The following is a 26,137-nucleotide window of genomic DNA, read 5'->3' as shown; positions in this document are numbered from 1 at the left end:
CGCTTTCGGCACCTCATTGCGACATTCATCACGAAACGAAAAAATGGTCAAAAAGCGATCTTGTTTCATTCATAAAAACTCATGATGATTATGTGGAACCGGTTTCCTACATTTCACACAACGATAACAGGATCACATCCGATGGCCAAAAATTACGCTGCGCTGGCGAACGACGTTATCAGCGCGCTGGGCGGCAAAGAGAACATCGTCGCCGTCACCCACTGCATGACGCGACTGCGTTTCGTTCTGAAAGACGAAACCCTCACCGACGCCGCGCGCCTGAAAAGCATCAGCGGCGTGCTCGGCGTGGTGCGTAACGACAACCAGTGCCAGGTGATTATTGGCAATACCGTCTCTCAGGCGTACCGCGAGGTGGTAAGCCTGCTGCCCGCTGACCTGCAGCCCGCGGTGCCGGAAGGCCCGCAAAAGCTGACGTTACGCCGCATTGGCGCCGGGATCCTCGACGCGCTGATCGGCACCATGTCCCCGCTGATCCCGGCGATCATCGGCGGCTCGATGGTCAAGCTGCTGGCGATGATCCTCGAGATGACCGGCGTGCTGCCCAAAGGCGCACCGACGCTCACCATTTTGACCGTCATCGGCGACGGCGCGTTCTTCTTCCTGCCGCTGATGGTGGCGGCCTCGGCGGCGGTGAAATTCAAAACCAACATGTCGCTGGCGATAGCCATTGCGGGCGTGCTGGTGCACCCGAGCTTTATCGAGCTGATGGCGAAAGCCGCGCAGGGCGAGCACGTTGAGTTCGCCTTTATCCCGGTGACGGCGGTGAAATACACCTACACCGTCATCCCCGCGCTGGTGATGACCTGGTGCCTGTCGTACATCGAACGCTGGGTGGATCGCATCACCCCGGCGGTGACGAAAAACTTCCTCAAGCCGATGCTGATCGTGCTGATTGCCGCCCCGCTCGCCATCGTGCTGATTGGCCCGCTGGGGATCTGGATCGGTAGCGCCATCTCCGCGCTGGTCTACACCATTCACGGCTACCTGGGCTGGCTCTCCGTGGCGATCATGGGGGCATTGTGGCCGCTGCTGGTGATGACCGGGATGCACCGCGTCTTTACGCCGACCATCATTCAGACCATTGCCGAAACGGGCAAGGAAGGGATGGTGATGCCGTCGGAAATTGGCGCCAACCTGTCGCTCGGCGGTTCGTCGCTGGCGGTGGCGTGGAAAACGAAAAACCCGGAGCTGCGCCAGACGGCGCTGGCGGCGGCGGCCTCCGCCATCATGGCGGGGATCTCTGAACCGGCCCTGTACGGCGTCGCGATCCGTCTGAAACGCCCGCTGATTGCCAGCCTGATCAGCGGCTTTATCTGCGGCGCGGTGGCGGGCATAGCCGGTCTTGCCAGCCATTCGATGGCGGCACCGGGGCTGTTCACCAGCGTGCAGTTCTTCGACCCGGCCAACCCGATGACCATCGTCTGGGTGTTTGGCGTGATGGGTCTGGCAGTGGTGCTGTCGTTTATTCTGACCCTGATACTGGGCTTTGAGGATATTCCGGTCGAAGACGAGGCTGAAAAAGCGCGCGCCCTGCAGACCGCACCGGTACAGAACAACGCAGCAAAAGCATAAATTGAAAGCGAGGTAAGAATGTCTGTTTTTCCACAAGGATTTTTATGGGGCGGCGCGCTTGCCGCCAACCAGAGCGAAGGGGCTTACCGTGAAGGCGGCAAAGGGCTGACGACGGTCGATATGATCCCCCACGGCGCGAATCGCCTGGCGGTGAAGCTCGGTAAGGAAAAGCGTTTCTCGCTGCGTGACGACGAGTTCTACCCGAGCCACGAGGCGATTGATTTTTACCATCGCTATAAAGAGGACATCGCCCTGATGGCGGAGATGGGCTTTACGGTGTTCCGCACCTCGATCGCCTGGAGCCGCCTCTATCCGAACGGCGACGAGCCGCTGCCGAACAAAGAAGGCATTGCCTTTTACCGCGCGGTGTTCGAGGAGTGCAAAAAGTACAACATCGAGCCGCTGGTGACCCTCTGCCACTTTGACGTGCCGATGCACCTGGTGACGGAGTACGGCTCCTGGCGCAACCGCAAGATGGTCGATTTCTTCGCCCGCTACGCCCGCACCTGCTTCGAAGAATTTAACGGGTTGGTGAAATACTGGCTGACCTTCAACGAAATCAACATTATGCTGCACAGCCCGTTCTCCGGGGCGGGACTGGTGTTTGAGGAAGGCGAAAACGAAGACCAGGTGAAATACCAGGCCGCGCACCACGAGCTGGTGGCGAGCGCGCTGGCGACCAGAATTGCCCACGAGGTAAACCCGGAAAACCAGGTGGGCTGCATGCTGGCGGGCGGTAACTTCTACCCCTACTCCTGCAAGCCGGAAGACGTGTGGATGGCGCTGGAGAAAGACCGCGAGAACCTGTTCTTTATCGACGTGCAGGCGCGCGGAAGCTACCCGGCCTACTCTGCCCGCGTGTTCCGCGAGAAAGGCGTGGTGATTGTTAAAGATCCGGGCGATGACGAACTGCTGAAAAATACCGTCGACTTTGTGTCGTTTAGCTACTACGCCTCGCGCTGCGCCTCGGCGGACATGAACGCGGGCAACACCAGCGCGGCGAACATCGTGAAGTCCCTGCGCAACCCGCACATCCAGGTAAGCGAATGGGGCTGGGGCATCGACCCGCTCGGGCTGCGCATCACCATGAACATGATGTACGACCGCTACCAGAAGCCGCTGTTCCTGGTGGAAAACGGCCTCGGCGCGAAGGACGTCATCGATGAAAATGGCGAGATCAACGACGACTACCGCATCAGCTACCTGCGCGAGCATATCCGCGCGATGGGCGACGCGATTGAGGACGGCGTACCGCTGATGGGCTACACCACCTGGGGCTGCATTGACCTTGTCTCGGCCTCGACGGGGGAGATGAGCAAGCGTTACGGGTTTGTGTACGTCGACCGCGACGACGCCGGGAACGGCACGCTGGAGCGCAAACGCAAGAAATCGTTCGGATGGTATAAGAAGGTGATTGCGAGTAACGGGGCGGATCTGGCGTAGCCTGTTTTGCCGGGTGGCGGCTTCGCCTTACCCGGCCTACAAAACCGTAGGCCCGGTAAGCGTAGCGCCACCGGGCGCTGCTCAGAGCTGAGAAAAACCTCCATCCCCAACCCACCCGGCAAGCCGTGAATACACCACGTCCACCGCCTCTTTCACCGGCGGCGTCATCGGGTAATAAAACCCGACAATGTCCGGCTGAATGCCCAAAAACAGCATCTCGCCCACGTCACCTTTGATCTGATCCACGAGGTAGTTCAGCGGCATATTGTGGGTGGTCATCATAAACATCTCGGCGATATCGTCCGGGTCAATCAGGCGGATCTCGCCGGGGTTGAGCCCCATATCGGTGGCATCGACGATTAACAGCCTGTCCGGGCGCAGCTCGCGGATGGCCACCACGTCGTTTTCCGGCGCGCTGCCGCCGTCAATCACCACCCAGTCGCCCTGCGGGTTGGCGGCACACATCTCTGCGAGCAGCGGACCCGCGCCGTCATCGCCCATCATGCTGTTGCCGACACACAGTAAAACGTCAGTCACGTAATCTCCTCACCATCAGGTAGATGGCGCTCTCCTGATGAATATCATGCAGCATGCCGAGCAGCGTTTTGCTCCACGCCTGCTGCTCCGGGGTTTGTCTGCCCAGCGCCGCGTCAAAGGCGTTTGCGAGCATGGCAATGTGGTTCGCATCGATCACGATCTCGCCGTACTTCGGCACGCCTTCCATTTTGCGCCGCGCCGTACTGCCCTCCTCCAGCGTGGCAATCCACGCCAGGTATTCCGGCCACGGACAGCTCAGCGCGGCCTCCAGGCAATCAATCACCCCGAGGTGATGCCCAATCGCCAGGCTGTAATAGACCACCTGCTGCGCCGCATCCGGCGTGGCATCGTTCTCATCAATAAACTTACGGCTCAGCTGGCTGAACACCACCGTTTCACTCATCGGATACGCGCCTCGTCGACGATGCTGTTCAGGTTCGCCACAATCTCATTGAGGCGCGGATCGTTTTCCGCCTCCAGCCAGCGTGCGACCTGGTGGTCACCCTGGCTCAGCAGGCGCAGATAGTCGTCGGCAATCTGGCGCCCGTAGCGGTACCCCGCCAGCCTGCGCGCCGTGCGGTCAACCTTCACCCGCAGCGGCTGCACCATGTCCGGGTGCAGAATGGCCGCCGGCTGGTTGTCGAGTTCGCCCGGCTCCCGAGCGTGGATTTTCTGCTCCAGCAGGCCGAGCGCCATCGCAAAGCCGTACAGCGTGGCGGCAGGAGTCGGCGGGCAGCCCGGGATGTAGACGTCCACCGGCACGATTTTGTCGGTGCCGCCCCAGACGCAGTAGAGGTCATGGAAGATGCCGCCGCTGTTGCCGCAGGCGCCGTACGAGATGCAGATTTTCGGATCGGGCGCGGACTGCCAGGCGCGCAGCGCGGGCGAGCGCATGGCGCGGGTGACGGCCCCGGTGAACAGCAGGATGTCCGCATGACGCGGGGACGGCACCACCTTGATGCCGAAGCGCTCGGCGTCAAACAGCGGCGACAGCGTAGCGAAAATCTCAATCTCGCAGCCGTTGCAGCCGCCGCAGTCCACGCGGTAGACGTAGGCCGAGCGTTTGATTTTTTTCAGCAGCGACGCCTTCATGCTGGCGATGGATTCGTCCACCGTCATCGGCACCGGAATGCCGTTCGCGTCGCGCGGGCCCAGTAGGTTTTCCATCAGATGGCCTCTCTCATGTGGCGGGTGATATCAATGCGGTCGGACGGCAGCAGGCATTTCTGACGCTTGCACGCCGGGCAGGTTTCGAAGCTTTCGCGGTGGTGTTCCGCGCGCGCGTCGCCGTTGTGCTGCAGCAGCGCGATGGCGTAGTCGATCTCTTTTTGCACGGCGAACGGGCGCTGGCAGACGCGGCAGTGGCACAGGTCAAAACGCGACTGCTGCAGGAAATCCTCTTTCTTCCATACCGCCAGTTCGTACTCCTGCGACAGGCGAATGGCGACCGTCGGGCAGACCTCCTCACAGCGGCCGCAGAAGATGCAGCGTCCAAGGTTAAACTGCCAGGCCAGCTCGCCGGTTTTGAGATCCGTTTCCACCGTCAGGGCGTTCGACGGACAGGCGTTAACGCAGGCCGCGCAGCCAATGCACTGCTGCGGGTTGTGCTCCGGCTTGCCGCGAAAGTTTTTGTCGACCGGCATCGGCTCCAGCGGATAGCGGCTGGTCTGCGTGCCGGTTTTGATCACTTTTTTGATAAAGGTAAACATGACGAGTCCTTATTTCAGCGGCGAGTTCTTACGCTCGATGCTGTAGCGCTCAAGCTCTTTGTACGGCACCACCTGGCTTTTCTTCTTGCGCACGTCCACAACGGTCATGCGGTCGGTGCAGGAGTAGCACGGGTCGAGGCTGCCGATGATCAGCGGCGCGTCGGAGACCGTGTTGCCACGCAGCATATAGCGCAGGGTTGGCCAGTTGGCGTAGGTCGCCGCACGGCAGCGCCAGCGGTAGAGCTTCTGGTTGTCGCCGGTCATGCTCCAGTGGATGTCGTCCCCGCGCGGCGCTTCGGCAAAGCCGAGGGCAAAGCGGTTTGGAATGTAGGTGAAGCCCTCCACCATCAGCGGGCCGCCCGGCAGGTTGTCCAGACCAAAGTCGATCATGTTCAGCGCGGTGAACACCTCGTTGATGCGCACCTTCAGGCGGGAAATGACGTCGCAGCCCTGCTCGCTGTGCACGGTCATCGGCAGCAGGCCGTAGCCGACGAACGGGTGATCGGCGCGGGTGTCGCGGGCGTGGCCGCTGGCGCGCACCATCGGGCCGACGTTGCTGAAGTCGCGGGCGATTTCCGGGTCAAGACGGCCGATGCCCACGGTGCGCTGCTCGATGTTGGGCGTGCTGAGCAGCATATCCACCAGCTCCTGCACGTCGCGGCGCATCTGCTGCGCCAGCTGGCGGGTCTGGATCATGTCGTTTTTCAGCAGGTCGCGGCGGATCCCGCCGATCAGGTTCAGGCCGTAGGTTTTGCGCGCCCCGGTGAGGATCTCCGCCATCTTCATCGACGCTTCGCGCACGCGGAAGAACTGCATAAACCCGGAGTCAAAGCCGACGAAGTGGCAGGCCAGGCCGAGGTTCAGCAGGTGCGAGTGCAGGCGCTCCACCTCCAGCAGGATGGCGCGGATCATCTGCGCGCGTTCCGGCACCACGATCCCCATGCCGTTCTCTACCGAGGTGGTGTAGGCGGTGCTGTGGGCGAAGCCGCAGATGCCGCACACGCGGTCAGAAAGAAACGTCACTTCGTTGTAGCCCATGCGGGTCTCCGCCAGCTTCTCCATGCCGCGGTGGACGTAGAACAGGCGGTAGTCGGCGTCGATAATGTTTTCGCCGTCAACGAACAGGCGGAAGTGGCCCGGTTCGTCAGAGGTGACGTGCAGCGGGCCGATCGGCACCACGTTATTCTTCTTGCTGCCCAGCTCGTTGATGAACTCGTAGGTTTCGCTGTCGGTAGTCGGCGCCGGACGCTGGCGGTAGTCCATGCTGTCTTTGCGCAGCGGATAGAGTTCGTCCGGCCAGTCGTCCGGCAGCACCAGACGGCGCTCGTCCGGCAGGCCAACCGGCACCAGGCCATACATGTCGCGCACTTCGCGCTCGCCCCAGACGGCGGCGGGCACGCGCGGCGTGACGGACGGGTATTCCGGTTTATTCGGGTCGACCTCGACGCGCACGGTGATCCAGCACTTCTCGCCCTGCTCCATCGACATCACGTAGTACACCGCGTAACTGCCGCACAGCTGGCGCTCGTCGTTACCGAACAGCACCGACAGCCAGCCGCCCTGCCGGTAGTAGAGAAACTCCACCACTTCCGGCAGATAGTTCACCTTAATGGTGACGGTGATCTGGTCTTTGGTTTGCCAGGACTCCTCCAGCACCACGCCCGGGAAAGCCTGATGCAACGCGGCGAGATACTGCTGACCTTTCTTTTCTTCAGACATAAATACTCTCTTTAATCACGCCACCAGCAAGGAGACGAACGCTAAAAATGCAAAACCAAAACCGGCCCAGGTGATGCGGGACGTTTCCACAAAACGCAGGCGCGCCATGCTGTTTTCGAACAGGGCAATGACCAGCACGCCGACCAGCAGCTTGAGGGCGGCAACCACGACGGCCAGCAGCAGACCGCCCGCGGAGAAGTGCGTCATCTGCCCCCACGGGAAGAAGACGCCGACAAACATCTGCAGCACCACCAGCTGTTTGAGGCTGATGCCCCACTTCAGCACCGCAAAGCCGTAGCCGCTGTATTCGGTGAGCGGCCCTTCCTGCAGCTCCTGCTCGGCTTCGGCCAGATCGAACGGCAGCTTGCCCATCTCGATAAACGTGGCGAACGCGCAGGCGCACAGCGCCAGCACCAGCGGAAGGGAGCGGGCAACTGGCCAGTGGTAAACGGTGTCGGTGATAAAGCTGATGTGCGTGGAACCCGCAACCTGCGCGGCGACCCACAGCCCCAGCAGCAGGATCGGCTCAACCAGCACGCCAAGCATTGCCTCGCGGCTGGCACCGATGCCGGTAAACGGGCTACCGGTGTCCAGGCCCGCAATCGCAAAGAAGAAGCGGGCGATGGCGAAGAGGTAGATAAGGGTAATCAGATCGCCAAGCACGGGCAGGGGCGAAGCCACCGTCACCACCGGCAGCGCGGTGGCGACGGTGAGCATCACGCCCACCATCACAAACGGCGTCAGGCGGAAGACCCAGCCTGCGGCATCCGGGGCCACGCTCTGGCGAGAAAGCAGCTTGAAGAGATCGCGGTACTCCTGCAGTACGCCAGGCCCACGACGGTTGTGCATCCGGGCGCGCGCCACGCGCGTGATGCCCGACAGCAGCGGCGCGGCGGCGAACAGCACCAGCGCCTGAAGAATTGCCAGTAACAGACTCATGTCAGGCTCCTCGTGAAATCACAATCACTACCAGTACCGCCAGCTCGATCAGCGCCAGACGGCGGAACAGCGCGGGCGCGGCAGCGTTCTGCCAGCCGGGTACCCAGCCCACCGGGTTCAGCCAGTGGCGCAGCTTCAGCACGGCGGCGAAGTTCTCTTTCACCGGCATAGCAAAACCGTGGGCGGTGATGACCATCGACTGTTCGTGTTCATAACCGCAGGCCCACGCGGCACCGCGCGAGCGGGAGGTGAGCCGGTCGCGTTTGAAGAACAGCATCAGCACGAACGGCAGCAGCGGCGCGGCAATCAGCAGCAGTGCAATCATCGGCTGGGAAACGACGGTGTGCGCCGTCTCAAGCGGCAGAGGAATGGCGTGGCCCAGCAGCGGCAGCAGCCACGGCGCGGCAACCCCGCCCGCGATGCAGCACAGCGCCAGCGCGACCACGCTTACGCCCATCAGTACCGGTGCGCAGCAGGCGTTCTCAGCCTCACGCGTACGCGGCGCACCAAGGAAGGTCACGCCGTAGACTTTCGCCATGCACATCACGGCCAGCGCCCCGGTAATCGCCAGCCCGACCGCCAGCAGCGGCCCCAGCAGGCGGGCGATAAACGCCTCGCTCTGACCGAGGGCGAAGAAGGACTGATAGATCACCCACTCCCCGGCAAAGCCGTTCAGCGGCGGCAGCGCGGCCATCGCCATCAGCCCGACCAGCATCGCCAGCGAAATCACCGGCATTTTTTTGCCAATCCCACCGAGCTTTTCGATATCCCGATGGCCAGTGCGGAACCAGACGCTGCCCGCCCCGAGGAACAGGGTGCTTTTAAACAGGCTGTGGTTGATCAGGTGATACAGACCGCCGATAAAGCCGGCGGCAATCAGCGCCGGTTGATTCAGCGCCAGCCCGGTCACGCCCGCGCCCATGCCGAGCAGGATGATGCCGATATTCTCCAGCGTGTGGTACGCCAGAAGACGCTGGATATTGTGCTCCATCAGCGCGTAGAGGCCGCCGACGAAGGCGGTGATCATGCCCGCAATCAGCAGCACCACGCCCCACCACAGCGGCGGCTGGCCGCCGGTCAGCGTAATCGCCAGAATCCCGAACAGACCGACCTTCATCACCACCACAGAAAACAGCGCGGCAGCGGGCGCGGAGGCATTCGCATGCGCCTGCGGCACCCAGCCGTGCAGCGGGATAATCCCGGCCAGCAGGCCAAAGCCGATCACGCCCAGCAGCCAGACGTCATTGCCCAGCGGATGCCCGTTAAGCGCAGCGAACTCCAGCGTGCCGAAACGCTGCCACACCCGCCAGCAGGCCAGCGCCAGCAGCAGCGTCCCGAGGCGTCCCAGCGCAAACCACACTTTCCCGGAGGCGCTGCAGCCGGTCAGGAACACGCCGCACAGCGCCATAATCTCCGCCATCACCACCAGCGCGCCGAGGTTGCTGGCGATCACGGTGCAGACCGCCGTCGCCATCAGCAGGTTCACCAGCAGGCCGTTGGCTTTGGCGTGCGGATGGCGGTGCCAGTCGATATTGAACAGGCTGATAAACAGCCCGCACAGGCCAAAGGTCACCAGCCAGATGGCGTTCAGCGGCGTAATCGCAACGGTGTGGCGAATCAGCGGCATCACGGCCTCTGCGGACTGCCCGCCGAGCAGGACAACCCCACCCGCCGCCAGCGTCATCAGGCTGCCGACCGCCCCGCCGATCCCGCCGATCCAGCCGCTCAGGGTTTTATGGAATGACAGAAGCCACGCCAGCACGGCGGCGGCGGCAAAGTACGCCACGGCGCTGGTAATCATCGTAATCGCGTTCATTTCACCCCCTCGTTGAGCGCCTGCAGAAGCGAAAGATCGCCGACGTCGGTATTAATGGTCAGTTCGCGCTTGCGCTTGCTGGTGCGGGCGATGTCGCGAATGTTCACCAGAATCAGCGCTTTGGTTGGACAGGTGCGCACGCAGGCCGGGCCCTGTTCATCGAAGCTGCACAGGTCGCACTTCACCGCCACGGCACGGATGCCGGGCACCCAGTCCAGCAGCGTGCTGACGCGTGCAGGCGCCGGAGGTGCGGGCGGGGCTTTAGGCGAGTTGGCATTGGCCGGAATATGCAGCGGGCGGCTGCCGGAGAATTCAATCGCGCCGAACGGGCAGGCAATGCCGCACAGCTTGCAGCTTACGCACAGGCTTTCGTTCAGCTGGACTGCGCCATCCACGCGGGTGATGGCGTTCACAGGACAGACACCCGCGCAGGGGGCATCTTCACAGTGATGGCAGAGCTGCGGGGCAGACTCTTTTTCATTACGCATGACATGCAGGCGCGGCATGGACTGTAGCCCATGCAGGCGATGCGTTTCCGAACACGCCGCCTCACAGGTTCGACAGCCAATACAGACCGTCGAGTCAGCAATTACAAAACGGTTCACCGGGTTATCCTCTGGTGATAGTCATTTTTGACGAAAAACTGTCTTGTCGACACTTCTCGACACACGGGGGGTCAGGCCACGTTCGCTGAGGTATTTCCGTCCATCAGCTGCTTCAGGTTGACCGGGAGATCGTGTTCAACGGCGGTGTACAGGCCGTTATAAACCGGGGCGATTTTTTCCAGATAGTGCTCCAGTACCTGCTGGCGATCGCGGTTGCTGACGTGGCCGTCCACCATGCCGTCAGCCATCAGCTGCGCCTTTGCAATACACTGTTTTTCACCGTCTTTTGTCTCGAGGTGGTACTCGATGGTGTGGCTATTGAAGTTATCCGCCAGGGTGACGTTGATGATGAAATGGCCGAAGAGGACAAAGCGCATATCGCCCTGCGCCGCACAGCTCATCGCGTGGTGAAGACGCGCTTTCGACAAGGTAATGCCCTGAACCAGAGAGTTGCAGTAAAGGTGCCACTGGTCCTGTAACTGCTGATGACGCTGCGCGATGTATTCCGCTTTTTCGCTGATTTCCCAAATAGTCATAAAAGGTATCCGTTTAATGGAGATAGCGGCTGTTAAGCAGATTCCATGCCAGTTTTTATGCTTATGATTTTCAATGGATTTAATTAAAAATTCGCTGTCAACATCGCGGTGTCGACGTGTCATTTCGACAGCGGTGACATCGACACGCCTTAACAAAAATCAAGCTGGCACTGTTATTGCATTACCGGGGCAATTCATTGAGGAGGCGTCATGCACGAAATCACCCTCTGCCAGCGGGCTCTGGAACTTATCGAACAGCAGGCTGTGCAAAACCACGCGAAACGCGTCACCGGCGTCTGGCTGAAGGTCGGGGCGTTTTCCTGCGTCGAGACCAGCGCCCTGACCTTCTGTTTTGAGCTGGTGTGCCGCGGCACGCTGGCGGAAGGCTGCGAACTGCATATTGAGGAGCAGCAGGCGGAGTGCTGGTGCGAACAGTGTCAGCAGTACGTCACCCTGCTCTCATCAAAGGTACAGCGCTGTCCGCAGTGTCAGAGCTCCGGGCTGCGCATCGTGGCGGATGACGGCATGCAGATCCAACGCCTCGAAATCGAGAAGGAGTAAAGTATGTGTAGTACCTGCGGTTGCGCCGAAGGCAACCTGTATATAGAAGGGGATGAGCACCGTCCCCACTCCGCGTTTCGCTCCGCGCCCTTTTCCCCTGCCCCGCGCCCTGCGGCAGCCCTGACCGGCATTACCTTTGCGCCGCAGCGTTCCGACGCGGGCGACCTGCATTACGGCCACGGCGAAGCGGGTACCCACGCGCCGGGCATGAGCCAGCGCCAGATGCTGGACGTGGAAATCAACGTGCTGGACAAAAATAACCAGATCGCCGCCCGCAATCGCGCCCGCTTTGCCACCCGCAAACAGCTGGTGCTGAACCTGGTCTCCAGCCCCGGTTCCGGTAAAACCACGCTGCTGACCGAAACGCTCAAACGCCTCAACGGGCGCGTCTCCTGCGCGGTGATCGAGGGCGACCAGCAAACGGTAAACGACGCGGCGCGCATCCGCGAAACCGGCACCCCGGCAATTCAGGTTAACACCGGCAAAGGGTGCCATCTGGATGCGCAGATGATTGCCGACGCCGCCCCGCGCCTGCCGCTGGCGGATAACGGCATCCTGTTTATTGAAAACGTCGGCAACCTGGTCTGCCCGGCGAGCTTCGATCTGGGTGAACGACACAAGGTGGCGGTGCTTTCGGTGACCGAGGGCGAAGACAAGCCGCTGAAATACCCCCACATGTTCGCCGCGGCATCCCTGATGCTGCTGAACAAAGTCGACCTGCTGCCGTACCTGAATTTCGACGTGGATAAGTGCCTGGCGTATGCCCGCGAGGTGAACCCGGAGATTGAGATCATGATGGTCTCCGCCACGCGCGGCGACGGCATGGACGGCTGGTTACGCTGGCTGGAGAACGAACGATGTGCATAGGCGTACCGGGACAAATCCATTCCCTCAACGGTAATCAGGCCAAAGTCGAGGTTTGCGGCATCCTGCGTGATGTAGACCTGACGCTGGTGGGCAGCACCGATGAAACGGGCTCGTCGCGTCTCGGCCAGTGGGTGCTGGTCCACGTGGGGTTTGCCATGAGCGTGATTAACGAAGCGGAAGCCCGCGACACGCTGGATGCGTTGCAAAACATGTTCGACGTGGAGCCGGACGTCGGCGCGCTGCTGTACGGCGAGGAGCGGTAATCATGCGTTACGTTGATGAATACCGCGCGCCGGAGCAGGTGCTGCAGCTTATCGGACACCTCAAAACGCGCGCGGCGCGGCTGGACTACACCAAAGAAAGGCCGCTGCGGATCATGGAGGTGTGCGGCGGGCACACGCACGCGATCTTCAAATTTGGCCTCGACCAGCTGCTGCCGGAGAACATTGAGTTTATCCACGGCCCCGGCTGCCCGGTCTGCGTGCTGCCAATGGGACGCATCGACAGCTGTATCGAGATTGCCAGCCGGCCCGACGTCATATTCTGCACCTTTGGCGACGCGATGCGCGTGCCGGGGAAAAACGGCTCGCTGCTGCAGGCGAAAGCGCGCGGGGCGGACATCCGGATCGTCTATTCGCCGATGGATGCCCTGACGCTGGCAGCGGATAACCCCGCGCGCAAGGTGGTATTTTTTGGCCTGGGGTTTGAAACCACCATGCCCGCCACCGCCATCACGCTGCAGCAGGCGAAAGCGCGCGGCGTCGATAACTTTTTCTTCTTCTGCCAGCACATTACGCTTATCCCCACCCTGCGCAGCCTGCTGGAAGCGCCAGGCAACGGCATTGACGCCTTTCTGGCACCGGGCCACGTCAGCATGGTGATTGGCACAGACGCCTACGGTTTTATCGCTGAACAGTACAATCGTCCGTTAGTGGTGGCTGGTTTCGAACCACTTGATCTACTGCAAGGTGTCACCATGCTGGTTGAGCAGAAAATAGCGGCCCTGAGCGCGGTCGAAAACCAGTACCGCCGCGTGGTGCCGGATGCCGGCAATGAACGGGCTCAGCGTGCCATTGCGGAGGTGTTCAGCGTCGAAGGCGACAGCGAGTGGCGAGGACTGGGGCTGATTGCCGAATCCGGCGTGCGCCTGACGCCAGCCTATCGCGCGTTCGACGCCGAAGCGCATTTCCGCCCGCAGCCGCAGCAGGTTTGCGACGATCCCCGGGCCCGCTGTGGCGAGGTGCTCACCGGCAAATGCAAACCGCATCAGTGCCCGTTATTTGGCAAAACCTGTAACCCGCAAACGGCGTTTGGCGCGCTGATGGTCTCCTCCGAAGGGGCATGCGCCGCGTGGTATCAATATCGCAACCAGGAGTGTGAAGCATGAACACGGTGGAAATGGCGCACGGAAGCGGTGGACAGGCGATGCAGCAGCTGATTAACCGGCTGTTCATGGAGGCCTTTAACAACCCCTGGCTCGCCGAGCAGGAAGACCAGGCGCGCATTGACCTCGCCACCCTCACCGCCCTGGGCGACCGGCTGGCCTTCTCCACCGACAGCTACGTCATCGATCCGCTGTTCTTTCCCGGCGGCGATATCGGCAAGCTCGCCGTCTGCGGCACGGCCAACGACGTGGCCGTCAGCGGCGCCATTCCCCGCTACCTCTCCTGCGGATTCATCCTCGAAGAGGGTCTGCCGATGGAGACGCTCACGGCGGTGGTGAACAGCATGGCACACACCGCGCGCGAGGCGGGTATCGCTATCGTCACCGGGGACACCAAAGTGGTCCAGCGCGGTGCAGCCGATAAGCTGTTTATCAACACCGCCGGAATGGGGGCTATCCCCGCCAACATTCACTGGGGCGCACAGCGGCTTAGCGCGGGCGACGTGCTGCTGGTAACCGGCACGCTGGGCTGCCACGGAGCGACTATCCTTAACCTGCGCGAAGGCTTAGGGCTGGACGGTGAACTGCGCAGCGACTGCGCGGTGCTCACCCCGCTGATTCAGACGCTGTGTGCTATTCCCGGCGTGAAGGCCTTGCGTGATGCCACCCGCGGCGGGGTGAATGCCGTGGTTCACGAATTCGCCGCAAGCAGCGGGTGCGGAATTGAACTGACCGAGCGTGGCCTGCCTGTAAAAGCTGCCGTGCGGGGGCTGTGCGAACTATTGGGACTTGACCCACTGAACTTTGCTAACGAAGGCAAGCTGGTGATCGGCGTGGAACGCGCGGCGGCAGAAGCCGTTCTTGCTGAGCTGCGCGCGCATCCATTAGGGAAAGAGGCCGCCATCATAGGCGAAGTGGTTGAGCGCAAGGGGGTGCGCCTGACCGGACTTTACGGCGTGAAGCGCACGCTGGACCTGCCGCACGCGGAACCCTTACCCCGAATTTGCTAGAGCCGCGCCATAAGCGGTCAGCACTGAATGTCTCTTTTTTGCCAGTTTCTATTGGAAAGCAATAATGCCGTATACACCGATGAGCGATCTTGGACAGCAGGGCCTGTTTGATATCACGCGCACACTTTTACAGCAGCCCGATCTCGGCGCGCTGAGCGATGCCCTGACGCGGCTGGTCAGGCAATCAGCGCTGGCCGACAGCGCGGCGATTGTACTGTGGCATAGCGGAACGCACCGCGCGAGCTACTACTCAACGCGCGATAATGGCAAAACGTTTGAGTACGAAGACGAAACGTATCTGGCGCATGGCCCGGTGCGCCGTATTCTCTCCCGTCCGGAAGCGCTGCACTGCAACTTTGAGGAGTTCCGCACGGCGTGGCCGCGGCTCGCGGAGAGCAACCTCTACCAGCCGTTCGGCCACTACAGCATGCTGCCGCTCGCGGCGGAGGGACATATTTTTGGTGGCTGCGAGTTTATTCGCACGACCGACCAGCCCTGGAGCGAGGCGGAATACGAGCGTCTGCACACCTTTACTCAGATTGTGGCCGTCGTCGCGGAGCAGATCCAAAGCCGCGTGACCAATAACGTGGATTACGACCTGCTGAGCCGCGAGCGCGACAACTTCCGCATTCTGGTTGCCATCACCAACGCCGTGCTGTCGCGCCTTGATATGGACGAACTGGTCAGCGAAGTGTCGAAAGAGATCCACCACTATTTCAAAATCGATGCCATCAGCATCGCGCTGCGCGGCCATCGCAAGGGCAAGCTGAACATCTACTCCACGCATTATCTGGATGAAGCCAACCCGGCGCACGAGCAGAGCGAAGTGGACGAAGCGGGCACCCTGTCTGAGCGGGTATTTAAAAGCAAAGAGATCCTGCTGCTCAACCTGAGCGAGCAGGACCCGGTGGCACCGTACGAGCGGATGCTGTTTAACACCTGGGGCAACAAGATACAGACCCTGTGCCTGCTTCCCCTGATGTCCGGCAACACCATGCTGGGGGTGCTGAAGCTGGCGCAGTGTGATGAAGCCGTGTTTACCACCGCCAACCTGAAGCTGCTGCGCCAGATCGCCGAGCGTATCTCCATCGCGCTGGATAACGCCCTCGCCTATCAGGAGATCCACCGCCTGAAAGAGCGGCTGGTGGATGAGAACCTGGCCCTGACCGAACAGCTCAACAACGTGGACAGCGAGTTTGGTGAAATCATCGGGCGCAGCGACGCCATGTACAGCGTGCTCAAGCAGGTTGAGATGGTGGCGCAAAGCGACAGCACGGTGCTGATCCTGGGCGAAACCGGTACGGGTAAAGAGCTGATTGCCCGCGCCATCCACAACCTGAGCAACCGCAACAGCCGTCGGATGGTGAAGATGAACTGCGCGGCGATGCCCGCAGGCCTGCTGGAAAGCGACCTGTTCGGCCACGAGCGCGGTGCATTCACCGGGGCCAGCAGCCAGCGGCTGGGCCGTTTTGAGCTGGCGGACAAGAGCTCGCTGTTTCTCGACGAAGTGGGCGATATGCCGCTGGAGCTACAGCCGAAACTGCTGCGCGTCCTGCAGGAGCAGGAGTTTGAACGTCTTGGCAGCAACAAGCTTATCCAGACTGACGTGCGGCTGATTGCCGCCACCAACCGCGACCTGAAAAAAATGGTCGCCGACCGCGAGTTTCGCAGCGATCTCTACTATCGCCTGAACGTCTTCCCGATCTTCCTGCCGCCGCTGCGCGAGCGCCCGGAAGATATTCCCCTGCTGGTCAAAGCGTTTACCGCCAAGATCGCGCGTCGGATGGGGCGAAACATCGACAGCATTCCTGCCGAGACGTTACGTACCCTTTCATCGATGGAGTGGCCCGGCAACGTGCGCGAGCTGGAAAACGTCATCGAGCGTGCGGTGCTGCTGACGCGCGGCAATGTGCTGCAGCTCTCCCTGCCTGAAGTGACGCTGCCTGACGTGACCGTGCCCGCCGCCGAGACAGCGAAAGAGGGAGAAGATGAATATCAGCTCATTATGCGCGTACTCAAAGAGACCAACGGCGTGGTCGCCGGGCCAAAAGGTGCCGCCCAGCGTTTAGGGTTAAAACGCACTACCCTGCTGTCGCGCATGAAGCGTCTCGGGATCGACAAAGAGAGCCTGGTTTAAGCCCCCAATCCGGCGGTGTTTTTCTGGCACCGCCTTTCGTTACCCTGCGCAATTGTCCCTCATTGACACAAAATCGTTTCCTCTGTATAAAATTCCGCCTTAATAATGAGTTTCATTTGCATCAATAATAATATTAATCAAGGGTAGCGTTTCATGAAGAAGGTCATCTGCGCGTTAGGCCTGGCGGTTGCGTCGGTCAGTTCTGCTCTGGCAACCACATATCCTCTGACGATTGAAAACTGTGGCTATAAAGAGACATTCACCAAAGCGCCGGAACGCGTCGTGGCTCTGGGTCAGAATACCGTCGAAATTCTGCTCCTGCTGGGGCTGGAAGATAAGGTGAAGGCCAGCGCCTTCTGGCCGACGAAAGTGCTGCCGCAGCTGGCGGAACAGAACGCAAAAATCAAAACCCTGACGGTCGAAATCCCTACCCTTGAATCCGTGCTTGCGCAAAATCCCGACTTTGTCCCCGCGCAGTCACCGCTGCTGCTGGGGCCAGAAAGCAAGGTCGCAAAACGCGACGATCTGATGACCCTGGGCGTGAATAGCTACGTGTCCCCGGGCATGTGTGCGACCAAAAAAGCCACCGGCGATATGTACGGCAGCCGCCAGAAACTGTGGGATATGACGTATCTCTATCAGGAGATTGAGGATTTCGCCAAAATCTTTAACGTTGAAGACCGCGGTCAGGCCGTGATTGCCGATTTCAAAAAACGTGAGGCCGACTTGCGTAAGGAATTCGGCAAGAACAAAAAAGACCTATCGTTTGTTTTCTGGTTCTCAAGCTCCTCCCCCTCTGCGGACGCCTACGTAGGCGGTAAAAATAGCCCCTCCGGGTTTATCGCCAGCCTGATGGGCGGGCATAACGCCATCACCTCAGAGACCGAATGGCCAACCGTGGGCTGGGAAAGCATTATTGCCGCCAATCCGGATGTGATTGTGGTCTCGAGCCTGGATCGCAACCGCTGGGCGCTGGATAACGCGGAAGAGAAAATCAAATTCCTGAAAAGCGATCCGGCCGTCAGCCAGCTGGACGCGGTGAAAAAAGGCCATATCGTGGTGATGGACGGTCAGGCCATGAACCCGACAATTCGCACGATTTACGGGGCTGAGCAGGTTGGCGAACAGCTCAGAAAACTGGGGCTGCACTGATGACCACCGCTGTCCTTCAGGCCAGGCAGAGCCTGGTTCTGACGACCTCGTGTTTGCTCGCCTTTGTCCTGCTATTTCTGGTTATCGCGCTGAGCGTCAGCGTCGGCGAGCTGTCCATCCCGCTGGATAACGTGTTTTACGCCATCAGCAATAAAATGGGGCTCACCGAGGTTCCGCTCACTCGCATCTATGAGAGCGTGATCTGGGACTTCCGCCTGAGCCGCGCGCTGGTGGCGGCCTGCTGCGGCGCAGGTCTGGCCATCTGCGGGGCCGTATTGCAGAGCCTGCTGAAGAACGCGCTGGCGGAACCCTACGTGCTCGGCGTGTCCGCGGGCGCATCGACCGGGGCGGTTTCTGTCGTCGTATTGGGGATCGGCACCGGTGCGGTGTCGCTCTCTGCCGGAGCCTTTGCCGGGGCGTTCGCCGCGTTTGCGTTTGTCGCGTTTCTGACGAACGGGGCGCGCGGCGGGAATGAACGTACGATTCTGGCAGGCGTCGCCGCCTCGCAGCTTTTTAACGCCATTACCGCCTACACCATTAGCACCTCCGCCAGTGCCCAGCAGGCGCGCGACGTGATGTTCTGGCTGCTGGGCAGCTTCAGCGGCGTACGCTGGCCTGAATTCCAGCTGGCACTGGTCGTGGTGCTGATTGGGTTAGCCGTGTGCCTCTACTATTCCCGGGCGCTGGATGCCTTTACGTTCGGTGATGACGCCGCGGCGTCGCTGGGCATTGCTGTCCCCTGGGTGCGCCTGGCGCTCTTTACCACCACCGCGCTGATTACCGCAACCATCGTCAGCATGGCGGGGTCAATCGGCTTTGTCGGGCTGGTGGTGCCGCACGTCATGCGTTTCCTGTTCGGGCCGCTGCACCGCACGCTGCTGATTGCCAGCGCGCTGGCAGGCGCGATCCTGATGGTGCTGGCAGACATTGCCTCGCGCATGCTGATTGCTCCGCAAAGCCTGCCCGTCGGCGTGGTCACCGCGCTGGTTGGCGTTCCGTTCTTTGCCGTGATTATCTACCGCTCAAGGAATAAGTGATGAGCATCTGCGCTGAAAATATTACCTGGAAGGTCGGCAAAAAAGTCATCGTTAATGACGTCTCGCTGAAGGTTTCCCGGGGCGAAACGGTAGGACTGCTTGGCCCTAACGGCTGCGGTAAATCGTCTCTTTTACGTATCCTCGCGGGGCTGCGTCGCCCGGATGCGGGCTGTGTGACGCTGGACGGCCAGGACATCTCTCGTATTGCCAAAAAGCAGCTGGCCCGCCGGGTCGCCTTCGTGGAGCAGCACGGCATGACTGACGCCAACATGCGCGTGCGCGACGTGGTCAAACTCGGGCGGATTCCGCACCACTCCGCCTTTTCCAACTGGAGCACGCACGATGACGAAACCGTCACCGCCGCTCTGCAGCGCGTGGATATGCTGGATAAAAGCGACCAGGGGTGGCTGAGCCTCTCCGGCGGTGAGCGCCAGCGCGTCCACATTGCCCGCGCGCTGGCCCAGACCCCGACGGAAATCCTGCTGGATGAACCAACAAACCACCTGGACATTCATCATCAGATGCAGCTGATGCAGTTGATCAGCGAATTACCGGTCACCAGCATTGTCGCTATCCACGATCTCAACCACGCCTCGATGTTCTGCGACTCGCTGATTGTGATGCAGAAAGGGCAAATTGTGGCGACGGGGACACCGCAGGACATCCTGTCCGAGTCGTTGCTCTGGGACGTCTTCCGGGTCAAAACCAAAATCGAGATCTCGCCGTTCCATGGCAAAAAACACATTCACTTTATCGTTTAGGGGCGAGTGACCAACGATGCCCCTTCGCCCTGCCACCACGCTCTGGCCCCCCGTTTTACTGGGTAGCCAGTTTGTTTTTAACATCGGCTTTTACGCCGTTGTCCCCTTCCTGGCGATATTCCTGCGCGACGATATGCTGCTCTCCGGCGGGCTGATTGGGCTGATCCTCGGCCTGCGCACGTTCTCTCAGCAGGGAATGTTTATCGTCGGCGGCGCGCTCTCGGACCGGTTTGGCGCGAAAATCGTTATCCTGAGCGGGTGCATTATTCGCGTCGCGGGGTATCTGCTGCTGGCGCTTGGAGAATCGCTGTGGCCGATTATTCTGGGCGCGTGCCTGACGGGGGTGGGCGGCGCGCTGTTTTCTCCCTCTATTGAGGCATTGCTGGCGAAAGCGGGCACGCACAGCGAGGCGAAAGGTAAACGAAGCCGGGCGGAGTGGTTCGCGCTCTTTGCGGTCTGCGGGGAACTCGGTGCGGTACTGGGCCCGGTTGCCGGCGCCCTGCTCACCGGCCTGGGCTTTCGCCAGGTGGCGCTGGCGGGCGCTGGCGTCTTTCTCGTTGCGATGGTGGTTCTCTACTTTTGCCTGCCCGCGTCACGCCATGCCGCGCGGACGCTGAAGCTCGTTCCCTGGTGGACGACCTTTCGCCAGCCCCGCTTTGTCGCCTTTATCATTGCCTATAGCTCGTGGCTTTTAAGCTATAACCAGCTCTATCTGGCGCTGCCGGTAGAGATCCAGCGCGCCGGCGGTAACGAGAAAGATCTCGGCCCGCTTTTTATGCTGGCCTCTGTCCTGATCGTGGCGTTACAGCTGCCGCTGGCGCGATTCGCCCGGCGCGTGGGCGCGGTGAGGATCCTGCCGGTGGGCTTTTTATTCCTCTCCGCCGCCTTTGCAAGCGTGGCAATGTTTGCGCCGACGGCACCGCCTGAGGGCTGGCTGCGCCTGCTGCCGTCGGTCTGTTTCGTGACGCTGTTGACGCTGGGACAGATGCTGCTGGTACCCTCAGCTAAGGACCTGGTCCCCCGGTTTGCCGAGGAGTCCACGCTGGGGGCGCACTACGGCGCACTCGCCACCGCCGGAGGCATTGCGGTACTGGCCGGAAATTTGCTGTTTGGCAGCCTGCTGGACCGCGCGCTGGTGCCCTCAACGCAGGCGATGCTCCCCTGGCTGCTGCTCGCCCTCTTCCCGCTCTGCAGCGCGCTGGCCCTTAACGTGATTTGCCGCCCGCTCAGAAGCTGAACCGGTCACTTTTTCGGACGATACTTTTCCGGCAGTTCCGGTACGGGACGACGGTCATCCATCAGATGGCGGACGGTCAGAATGGGGTGACGCCAGAGCATTCGCGGGCCTGCCCAGCGCATAATCTGCTTCATCTCTTCGCGTTTTGCAGGCTGGTAGCAGTGGACCGGACACTGTTTACAGGCGGGCTTTTCCTCCCCGAAAACGCATTTATCCAGACGCTTATCGGCATAGGCATTTAGCGCCTGATAGTGCCCCTCTTCCACAGAGGCTTGAGGACACTGCTTCTGATACAGCGCGATCATTTTCGCGATGGTCTCTTTTTCGCGTGAAATTCGTTTACCGGACATAGCGACTTACCGAACAATAAAGTGCAAAAATAATACACCTTTCAATGCGGGATTTCAGTTATTGCATGTCGTTTTCTGAAGCCTGATTCCAGTTTTAGCCCTGCAAGGCCCAACCATCACTGGTATTTTATACAGGCATCAGTAATGACTTTTATCCGTGTTGTCGGGAGACCCTATGCAAGAGCTCGCTATCAGCAAACCCTATCGCCATTTAACAGTGGGATATTTCAGAAAGCGTCATGAAGACCGCAATACCAAGATACCGAAGCGCTACAGCGTGCATGCGGCGCTGAGCTTAAAAGGTGACTGGCTTGAAAAGGCAGGGTTTACCACCCACTCCCGGGTGCGAGTGGGCGTAGAGCATGGAAAAATCGTCATTGAGCTCATGTCGGAAGATGCCTCGTAAAGCGGCGACATTTTTCTGCGCCGTACCTTTTTTTCATGCGACAATAGAAGGAACAAACGGCCACTGAGCCGCTCAAAACGGTTTATATTCAAAGAAATGGACATCATAACTCCATGAGCACACTCGACAATTTCGACGCACATACGCCGATGATGCAGCAGTATTGAAAAATATAACATATCCAACTGATTGTATTGAAAATTTAAAATAGCCATATAACAAAAGGTTACACATAAGCTACTTTTTGGGGTTTCAGGCAAGAAACTAAAAATTATTAACGCCATCAAATTATTCACATCTTAATAATTAGCATTGAAATTTAATGTTTTTGGTTCTTTGTACATGTCAATGGCTTGTCTTTGTGGCAGAATCATAAAGCTATGCAATCATTGCATTGTTATTAACACAGCATATTTTTATATACTTTTAACACCTTACCTCAAAAAGGATAACAAAGTGGACAGAAGTGCGGTTGATACAATTCGTGGGTATTGTTATCAGGTTGATAAAACGATTATTGAGATTTTTTCGTTACCACAAATGGATGACTCGATTGATATAGAGTGCATTGAAGATGTTGATGTCTACAACGATGGGCATTTAACTGCGATACAATGCAAATATTATGAAAGTACCGATTATAACCACTCCGTTATATCAAAGCCCATAAGATTAATGTTGTCACACTTTAAGGACAATAAAGAAAAAGGGGCTAATTATTATCTTTATGGGCATTATAAATCCGGTCAAGAAAAGTTAACACTCCCATTAAAAGTTGACTTTTTCAAATCTAATTTCCTCACCTACACCGAAAAAAAAATCAAACATGAATACCATATTGAAAATGGGCTTACCGAAGAGGATCTACAAGCCTTTTTGGATCGGTTAGTTATAAATATCAATGCAAAATCATTTGATGATCAAAAAAAAGAAACTATACAAATAATAAAAAACCATTTCCAATGTGAAGATTATGAGGCAGAGCATTATCTTTATTCTAATGCTTTCAGAAAAACATATGATATCTCTTGTAATAAAAAAGATAGAAGGATAAAAAAATCTGATTTTGTTGAAAGTATCAACAAATCAAAAGTCTTATTTAACATATGGTTTTATCAATATGAAGGAAGAAAAGAATATTTAAGAAAATTAAAAGAATCTTTCATACGCAGAAGTGTAAACACCTCACCTTATGCTCGTTTTTTCATCTTAGAATTTCAAGACAAAACTGATATAAAAACAGTTAAAGACTGTATATATAAAATACAATCAAATTGGTCTAATTTATCTAAAAGAACAGATCGACCATATTCTCCTTTTTTACTTTTTCATGGCACCAGCGATGCCAATTTATACGAATTAAAGAATCAATTATTCAATGAAGATCTAATTTTCACTGATGGGTACCCTTTTAAAGGAAGTGTATTTACCCCCAAGATGTTAATCGAAGGTTTTTCAAATAAAGAAATCCACTTCCAATTTATCAACGACATAGATGATTTCAATGAAACACTGAACAGTATTAATATAAGAAAAGAAGTTTACCAGTTTTATACGGAAAACTGCCTTGATATCCCATCCCAACTACCCCAGGTAAACATACAAGTTAAAGACTTTGCCGACATAAAGGAGATAGTGTAATGAGCAGGAATAATGATATTAATGCAGAAGTAGTATCGGTATCGCCAAATAAATTAAAAATTTCCGTAGACGATCTTGAAGAATTTAAGATAGCAGAAGAAAAATTAGGTGTAGGATCTTATTTAAGGGTTTCAGATAATCAAGATGTTGCTCTTCTGGCGATCATAGATAATTTTTCTATTGAAGTTAAAGAAAGCCAAAAGCAGAAATACATGATAGAAGCAAGTCCAATAGGTCTTGTTAAAAATGGAAAATTCTATCGCGGTGGAGATTCACTTGCACTTCCTCCTAAAAAAGTGGAACCAGCGAAATTAGACGAAATAATATCCATATACTCAGATAGTATAGATATAAATGACCGTTTTACTTTTTCAAGCTTATCGCTTAATACCAAAGTATCCGTACCTGTGAATGGGAATAGATTTTTCAATAAACATATCGCTATCGTAGGTTCAACGGGTTCAGGTAAATCCCACACTGTTGCAAAAATACTTCAAAAAGCCGTAGATGAAAAGCAAGAAGGTTATAAGGGATTAAACAATTCTCATATAATTATTTTTGATATACATTCTGAATATGAAAATGCATTCCCTAATTCAAATGTATTAAATGTAGATACATTAACCCTTCCATATTGGCTATTAAATGGTGACGAGTTAGAAGAGCTTTTTCTTGACACGGAAGCAAATGATCACAATCAAAGAAATGTGTTCCGTCAGGCAATAACATTAAATAAAAAGATACATTTTCAAGGAGATCCAGCCACAAAGGAAATAATAAGCTTTCACTCGCCATATTATTTCGACATTAATGAAGTCATCAATTATATTAACAATAGAAATAATGAAAGAAAAAATAAAGATAATGAACATATTTGGTCAGATGAGGAAGGAAATTTCAAGTTTGACAATGAAAATGCTCATAGGTTATTCAAAGAGAATGTAACTCCTGATGGAAGTTCAGCCGGTGCTTTAAATGGAAAACTTCTCAATTTTGTTGATCGATTACAAAGTAAAATATTTGATAAGAGATTAGATTTTATTCTGGGTGAAGGTAGCAAATCCGTAACATTTAAAGAAACATTAGAAACTTTAATAAGCTATGGAAAAGATAAATCAAACATAACAATACTTGATGTAAGCGGTGTTCCTTTTGAAGTACTTAGCATATGTGTATCATTGATATCTCGATTAATTTTTGAATTTGGCTATCATTCAAAAAAAATAAAAAGAAAATCTAATGAAAACCAAGATATCCCAATATTAATTGTTTACGAAGAAGCACATAAATATGCTCCCAAAAGTGATCTGAGCAAATACAGGACATCCAAAGAAGCAATTGAGAGGATTGCAAAAGAGGGTAGAAAATACGGAGTAACCCTTCTCCTTGCAAGTCAGAGACCTTCTGAAATTTCAGAAACAATATTTTCTCAGTGTAATACTTTTATCTCAATGCGATTAACTAACCCAGACGATCAAAATTATGTTAAGCGATTACTCCCGGATACAGTAGGTGATATTACAAACCTCCTACCATCGCTCAAAGAAGGTGAGGCCTTAATCATGGGGGATTCAATATCAATACCTTCGATTGTAAAAATAGAAAAATGTACAATACCCCCATCGTCAATTGACATCAAATATCTTGATGAATGGAGAAAAGAATGGGTAGATTCGGAGTTTGATAAGATAATTGAACAATGGAGTAAAAGTTAATTTCAGAAGTGGATTCACTCTTGCTCAAGAGTGAATCCACTAATATCATATCCTAATGATATAGTTTAATAAAATCTATTCTGGAATCATTAGGCTGAGAGTTAATAGATTCTTTTATCTTCCCTATTGTATAAGAAGCTCTCTTGATAGGCTTCCTCCGGTCGTTCCTGCTATCAATGTTGAAGCTTGGAAATCACTCTCTAACATATCCCAAAAGCTGAACTGCCTTACAAACCATCTTAATGCAAAAAGTAGCAATAGTGAGTTAACTAAAACAGAGATCTTCGCAGTCAATAAACAGATCAAAGAGCTTCGCTTGTGCCAGACAGCCTCTATGAGTAGGTATTCATAAGAGGGAATGCAACGGCCCCTCAGTTTGAGGATAGTTATCACCCCTCTAAAAATAGCCCTGAGGGCAGATTGTTAGGATTGCAATTAACCATTAAATTCTTTTTATGTCTTTACCTTTATCTGAATTTTCTAATATGATTGAAGAAATTACTTTTTCTTCTTTTTTTGCAATTAGAGATTGGATATTAATAGTTCCAAAATCTAATTTATCGCCCTACCAGTACATGAATTCTTTTATTACGGGAGTCATATCGTCTATAACCTCTTGAGATCCTTCGTTATAAATAAAAGACAGTATTTTTAAATTTTCAACATCAATCTCACGCACAATTATCCGAAACATATCATTAGTTGGATATAAATTCGTTTCATTCAATGCTATATTTAATTTACCAAGCATTTCATTCATAAGCAACTCTACTTCATCTAAAGCCTTATTATATTTAACTCCTTATTTTTAATTGATATAACATTATCACTATCATTTAAATAAGAAATGTCAACGCTTGTCCAAAAACAAATAAAAATTATTTAAAAAGAATTGCATGAGTGAATATTTTAAATTACAAACACAATACTGTGTCATCTATGCAACCGAAGCGTAAATTTTATCATCTCCTGAGCTGCAACA

General features: G+C 55.9%; 26 protein-coding genes and 1 pseudogene. 16 read left to right on the top strand and 11 right to left on the bottom strand.

From position 1 onward, the window contains the following. Positions 1-141 precede the first annotated feature (141 nt). Together ascF and N6P30_RS13465 are read left to right on the top strand one after the other, a co-directional pair. A complete protein-coding gene (gene ascF, locus N6P30_RS13470) occupies positions 142-1,593 on the top strand; it encodes a PTS cellobiose/arbutin/salicin transporter subunit IIBC (RefSeq protein WP_008499568.1) in 1,452 nt (483 codons plus the stop codon). Positions 1,594-1,611: 18 nt separating this feature from the next. Continuing rightward, positions 1,612-3,036, top strand: a complete 1,425-nt coding sequence (locus N6P30_RS13465) for a 6-phospho-beta-glucosidase (RefSeq protein ID WP_023294420.1) — start codon at positions 1,612-1,614, stop codon at positions 3,034-3,036. 81 nt (positions 3,037-3,117) lie between these two features. On the opposite strand, the gene hycI is transcribed toward N6P30_RS13465, so the two are convergent. The 9 genes from hycI to hycA all read right to left on the bottom strand — a co-directional run bounded on the left by hycI (position 3,118) and on the right by hycA (position 10,897). Continuing rightward, complete coding sequence (gene hycI, locus N6P30_RS13460) at positions 3,118-3,573, bottom strand: hydrogenase maturation peptidase HycI (protein ID WP_023294421.1); 456 nt, start codon at positions 3,571-3,573, stop codon at positions 3,118-3,120. Then, positions 3,566-3,976 carry a formate hydrogenlyase maturation HycH family protein gene (locus N6P30_RS13455; protein ID WP_023294422.1) on the bottom strand — a complete coding sequence of 137 codons (411 nt, stop codon included), beginning with the start codon at positions 3,974-3,976 and terminating at the stop codon, positions 3,566-3,568. The genes hycI and N6P30_RS13455 overlap by 8 nt, the downstream gene beginning before the upstream one ends. Beyond that, positions 3,973-4,740 (bottom strand): NADH-quinone oxidoreductase subunit B family protein, encoded by a 768-nt coding sequence (locus N6P30_RS13450; protein WP_021241938.1) that lies wholly within the window; start codon positions 4,738-4,740, stop codon positions 3,973-3,975. The genes N6P30_RS13455 and N6P30_RS13450 overlap by 4 nt, the downstream gene beginning before the upstream one ends. Further along, positions 4,740-5,282: a formate hydrogenlyase complex iron-sulfur subunit gene (locus N6P30_RS13445; protein WP_023294423.1), complete on the bottom strand. Its 543-nt coding sequence runs from the start codon at positions 5,280-5,282 to the stop codon at positions 4,740-4,742. The genes N6P30_RS13450 and N6P30_RS13445 overlap by 1 nt, the downstream gene beginning before the upstream one ends. Before the next feature lie 9 nt (positions 5,283-5,291). Further along, the gene (gene hycE / locus N6P30_RS13440) at positions 5,292-7,001 is read right to left on the bottom strand and encodes a formate hydrogenlyase subunit HycE (protein WP_023294424.1); all 1,710 of its coding nucleotides are present in this window, start codon (positions 6,999-7,001) and stop codon (positions 5,292-5,294) included. A gap of 15 nt (positions 7,002-7,016) precedes the next feature. Beyond that, a complete protein-coding gene (locus N6P30_RS13435) occupies positions 7,017-7,940 on the bottom strand; it encodes a respiratory chain complex I subunit 1 family protein (RefSeq protein WP_023294425.1) in 924 nt (307 codons plus the stop codon). A 1-nt stretch (position 7,941) separates the two neighbouring features. Continuing rightward, positions 7,942-9,756 carry a formate hydrogenlyase subunit 3 gene (gene hycC, locus N6P30_RS13430; protein WP_023294426.1) on the bottom strand — a complete coding sequence of 605 codons (1,815 nt, stop codon included), beginning with the start codon at positions 9,754-9,756 and terminating at the stop codon, positions 7,942-7,944. Further along, complete coding sequence (locus N6P30_RS13425) at positions 9,753-10,361, bottom strand: 4Fe-4S dicluster domain-containing protein (RefSeq protein ID WP_023294427.1); 609 nt, start codon at positions 10,359-10,361, stop codon at positions 9,753-9,755. The genes hycC and N6P30_RS13425 overlap by 4 nt, the downstream gene beginning before the upstream one ends. A gap of 71 nt (positions 10,362-10,432) precedes the next feature. After that, a complete protein-coding gene (gene hycA / locus N6P30_RS13420; protein ID WP_023294428.1) occupies positions 10,433-10,897 on the bottom strand; it encodes a formate hydrogenlyase regulator HycA in 465 nt (154 codons plus the stop codon). A gap of 210 nt (positions 10,898-11,107) precedes the next feature. On the opposite strand from hycA, the gene hypA reads away from it, so the two are divergent. The 10 genes from hypA (at position 11,108) to N6P30_RS13370 (ending at position 21,043) form a co-directional block, all read left to right on the top strand. Further along, the gene (gene hypA / locus N6P30_RS13415; protein WP_023294429.1) at positions 11,108-11,458 is read left to right on the top strand and encodes a hydrogenase maturation nickel metallochaperone HypA; all 351 of its coding nucleotides are present in this window, start codon (positions 11,108-11,110) and stop codon (positions 11,456-11,458) included. Between the two features lie 3 nt (positions 11,459-11,461). Further along, positions 11,462-12,325, top strand: coding sequence for a hydrogenase nickel incorporation protein HypB (gene hypB / locus N6P30_RS13410; protein ID WP_023294430.1), 864 nt, complete (start codon positions 11,462-11,464; stop codon positions 12,323-12,325). Beyond that, positions 12,316-12,588: a HypC/HybG/HupF family hydrogenase formation chaperone gene (locus N6P30_RS13405; RefSeq protein ID WP_023294431.1), complete on the top strand. Its 273-nt coding sequence runs from the start codon at positions 12,316-12,318 to the stop codon at positions 12,586-12,588. The genes hypB and N6P30_RS13405 overlap by 10 nt, the downstream gene beginning before the upstream one ends. 2 nt (positions 12,589-12,590) lie before the next feature. Then, entirely contained in the window at positions 12,591-13,712 is a 1,122-nt protein-coding gene (gene hypD, locus N6P30_RS13400) for a hydrogenase formation protein HypD (RefSeq protein WP_023294432.1), read from the top strand. Next, a complete protein-coding gene (gene hypE, locus N6P30_RS13395) occupies positions 13,709-14,719 on the top strand; it encodes a hydrogenase expression/formation protein HypE (protein ID WP_023294433.1) in 1,011 nt (336 codons plus the stop codon). Before hypD ends, hypE begins: the two co-directional genes overlap by 4 nt. A gap of 64 nt (positions 14,720-14,783) precedes the next feature. Next, complete coding sequence (gene flhA, locus N6P30_RS13390) at positions 14,784-16,856, top strand: formate hydrogenlyase transcriptional activator FlhA (RefSeq protein ID WP_021241929.1); 2,073 nt, start codon at positions 14,784-14,786, stop codon at positions 16,854-16,856. 153 nt (positions 16,857-17,009) lie between these two features. After that, the gene (locus N6P30_RS13385) at positions 17,010-18,008 is read left to right on the top strand and encodes an ABC transporter substrate-binding protein (protein ID WP_023294434.1); all 999 of its coding nucleotides are present in this window, start codon (positions 17,010-17,012) and stop codon (positions 18,006-18,008) included. After that, positions 18,008-19,045, top strand: a complete 1,038-nt coding sequence (locus tag N6P30_RS13380) for a FecCD family ABC transporter permease (protein WP_023294435.1) — start codon at positions 18,008-18,010, stop codon at positions 19,043-19,045. Before N6P30_RS13385 ends, N6P30_RS13380 begins: the two co-directional genes overlap by 1 nt. Then, positions 19,045-19,806 (top strand): ABC transporter ATP-binding protein, encoded by a 762-nt coding sequence (locus N6P30_RS13375; protein ID WP_008499588.1) that lies wholly within the window; start codon positions 19,045-19,047, stop codon positions 19,804-19,806. The genes N6P30_RS13380 and N6P30_RS13375 overlap by 1 nt, the downstream gene beginning before the upstream one ends. Before the next feature lie 16 nt (positions 19,807-19,822). Beyond that, entirely contained in the window at positions 19,823-21,043 is a 1,221-nt protein-coding gene (locus N6P30_RS13370; protein ID WP_023294436.1) for an MDR family MFS transporter, read from the top strand. Positions 21,044-21,048: 5 nt separating this feature from the next. Here the strand turns inward: N6P30_RS13370 and N6P30_RS13365 are convergent, their stop codons facing one another. Next, a complete protein-coding gene (locus N6P30_RS13365) occupies positions 21,049-21,393 on the bottom strand; it encodes a nitrous oxide-stimulated promoter family protein (RefSeq protein ID WP_008499590.1) in 345 nt (114 codons plus the stop codon). A 175-nt stretch (positions 21,394-21,568) separates the two neighbouring features. Here N6P30_RS13365 and N6P30_RS13360 point away from each other — a divergent pair, with 175 nt between their 5' ends. From N6P30_RS13360 to N6P30_RS13345, 4 genes and pseudogenes are all read left to right on the top strand, one after another. Next, entirely contained in the window at positions 21,569-21,799 is a 231-nt protein-coding gene (locus N6P30_RS13360; protein WP_023294437.1) for a SymE family type I addiction module toxin, read from the top strand. Positions 21,800-22,255: 456 nt separating this feature from the next. Continuing rightward, positions 22,256-23,440, top strand: a complete 1,185-nt coding sequence (locus tag N6P30_RS13355; RefSeq protein ID WP_016239654.1) for a DUF4297 family anti-phage-associated protein — start codon at positions 22,256-22,258, stop codon at positions 23,438-23,440. Next, on the top strand, positions 23,440-25,155 hold the full coding sequence (herA, locus tag N6P30_RS13350; RefSeq protein WP_016239655.1) for an anti-phage-associated helicase HerA: 1,716 nt from the start codon (positions 23,440-23,442) through the stop codon (positions 25,153-25,155). The genes N6P30_RS13355 and herA overlap by 1 nt, the downstream gene beginning before the upstream one ends. Before the next feature lie 136 nt (positions 25,156-25,291). Beyond that, a pseudogene (locus N6P30_RS13345) lies at positions 25,292-25,507 on the top strand (hypothetical protein); the annotation flags it as partial. Positions 25,508-25,720: 213 nt separating this feature from the next. Here the strand turns inward: N6P30_RS13345 and N6P30_RS13340 are convergent. Then, positions 25,721-25,915 (bottom strand): hypothetical protein, encoded by a 195-nt coding sequence (locus N6P30_RS13340; RefSeq protein ID WP_016239656.1) that lies wholly within the window; start codon positions 25,913-25,915, stop codon positions 25,721-25,723. Positions 25,916-26,137 lie beyond the last annotated feature (222 nt).

It is taken from the genome of Enterobacter sp. PL1, assembly GCF_945957325.1.
In the GTDB taxonomy this organism is placed as follows: domain Bacteria; phylum Pseudomonadota; class Gammaproteobacteria; order Enterobacterales; family Enterobacteriaceae; genus Enterobacter; species Enterobacter roggenkampii.
The sequence above is the reverse complement of the archived record's forward strand: the minus strand, read 5'-3'. Positions and strand labels throughout refer to the sequence as shown.

What these genes read in the sequence shown, in the direction of transcription:
- N6P30_RS13450 (WP_021241938.1), bottom strand. Translation starts at nt 4,740, where the DNA reads ATGGAAAACCTACTGGGCCCGCGCGACGCGAACGGCATTCCGGTGCCG.
- N6P30_RS13455 (WP_023294422.1), bottom strand. Translation starts at nt 3,976, where the DNA reads ATGAGTGAAACGGTGGTGTTCAGCCAGCTGAGCCGTAAGTTTATTGAT.
- hycE (WP_023294424.1), bottom strand. Translation starts at nt 7,001, where the DNA reads ATGTCTGAAGAAAAGAAAGGTCAGCAGTATCTCGCCGCGTTGCATCAG.
- N6P30_RS13375 (WP_008499588.1), top strand. Translation starts at nt 19,045, where the DNA reads ATGAGCATCTGCGCTGAAAATATTACCTGGAAGGTCGGCAAAAAAGTC.
- N6P30_RS13380 (WP_023294435.1), top strand. Translation starts at nt 18,008, where the DNA reads ATGACCACCGCTGTCCTTCAGGCCAGGCAGAGCCTGGTTCTGACGACC.
- N6P30_RS13360 (WP_023294437.1), top strand. Translation starts at nt 21,569, where the DNA reads ATGCAAGAGCTCGCTATCAGCAAACCCTATCGCCATTTAACAGTGGGA.
- N6P30_RS13435 (WP_023294425.1), bottom strand. Translation starts at nt 7,940, where the DNA reads ATGAGTCTGTTACTGGCAATTCTTCAGGCGCTGGTGCTGTTCGCCGCC.
- N6P30_RS13405 (WP_023294431.1), top strand. Translation starts at nt 12,316, where the DNA reads ATGTGCATAGGCGTACCGGGACAAATCCATTCCCTCAACGGTAATCAG.
- N6P30_RS13370 (WP_023294436.1), top strand. Translation starts at nt 19,823, where the DNA reads ATGCCCCTTCGCCCTGCCACCACGCTCTGGCCCCCCGTTTTACTGGGT.
- N6P30_RS13465 (WP_023294420.1), top strand. Translation starts at nt 1,612, where the DNA reads ATGTCTGTTTTTCCACAAGGATTTTTATGGGGCGGCGCGCTTGCCGCC.
- hypD (WP_023294432.1), top strand. Translation starts at nt 12,591, where the DNA reads ATGCGTTACGTTGATGAATACCGCGCGCCGGAGCAGGTGCTGCAGCTT.
- hypE (WP_023294433.1), top strand. Translation starts at nt 13,709, where the DNA reads ATGAACACGGTGGAAATGGCGCACGGAAGCGGTGGACAGGCGATGCAG.
- N6P30_RS13445 (WP_023294423.1), bottom strand. Translation starts at nt 5,282, where the DNA reads ATGTTTACCTTTATCAAAAAAGTGATCAAAACCGGCACGCAGACCAGC.
- hycA (WP_023294428.1), bottom strand. Translation starts at nt 10,897, where the DNA reads ATGACTATTTGGGAAATCAGCGAAAAAGCGGAATACATCGCGCAGCGT.
- herA (WP_016239655.1), top strand. Translation starts at nt 23,440, where the DNA reads ATGAGCAGGAATAATGATATTAATGCAGAAGTAGTATCGGTATCGCCA.
- flhA (WP_021241929.1), top strand. Translation starts at nt 14,784, where the DNA reads ATGCCGTATACACCGATGAGCGATCTTGGACAGCAGGGCCTGTTTGAT.
- hypB (WP_023294430.1), top strand. Translation starts at nt 11,462, where the DNA reads ATGTGTAGTACCTGCGGTTGCGCCGAAGGCAACCTGTATATAGAAGGG.
- ascF (WP_008499568.1), top strand. Translation starts at nt 142, where the DNA reads ATGGCCAAAAATTACGCTGCGCTGGCGAACGACGTTATCAGCGCGCTG.
- hypA (WP_023294429.1), top strand. Translation starts at nt 11,108, where the DNA reads ATGCACGAAATCACCCTCTGCCAGCGGGCTCTGGAACTTATCGAACAG.
- hycC (WP_023294426.1), bottom strand. Translation starts at nt 9,756, where the DNA reads ATGAACGCGATTACGATGATTACCAGCGCCGTGGCGTACTTTGCCGCC.
- N6P30_RS13340 (WP_016239656.1), bottom strand. Translation starts at nt 25,915, where the DNA reads ATGAATGAAATGCTTGGTAAATTAAATATAGCATTGAATGAAACGAAT.
- N6P30_RS13365 (WP_008499590.1), bottom strand. Translation starts at nt 21,393, where the DNA reads ATGTCCGGTAAACGAATTTCACGCGAAAAAGAGACCATCGCGAAAATG.
- N6P30_RS13385 (WP_023294434.1), top strand. Translation starts at nt 17,010, where the DNA reads ATGAAGAAGGTCATCTGCGCGTTAGGCCTGGCGGTTGCGTCGGTCAGT.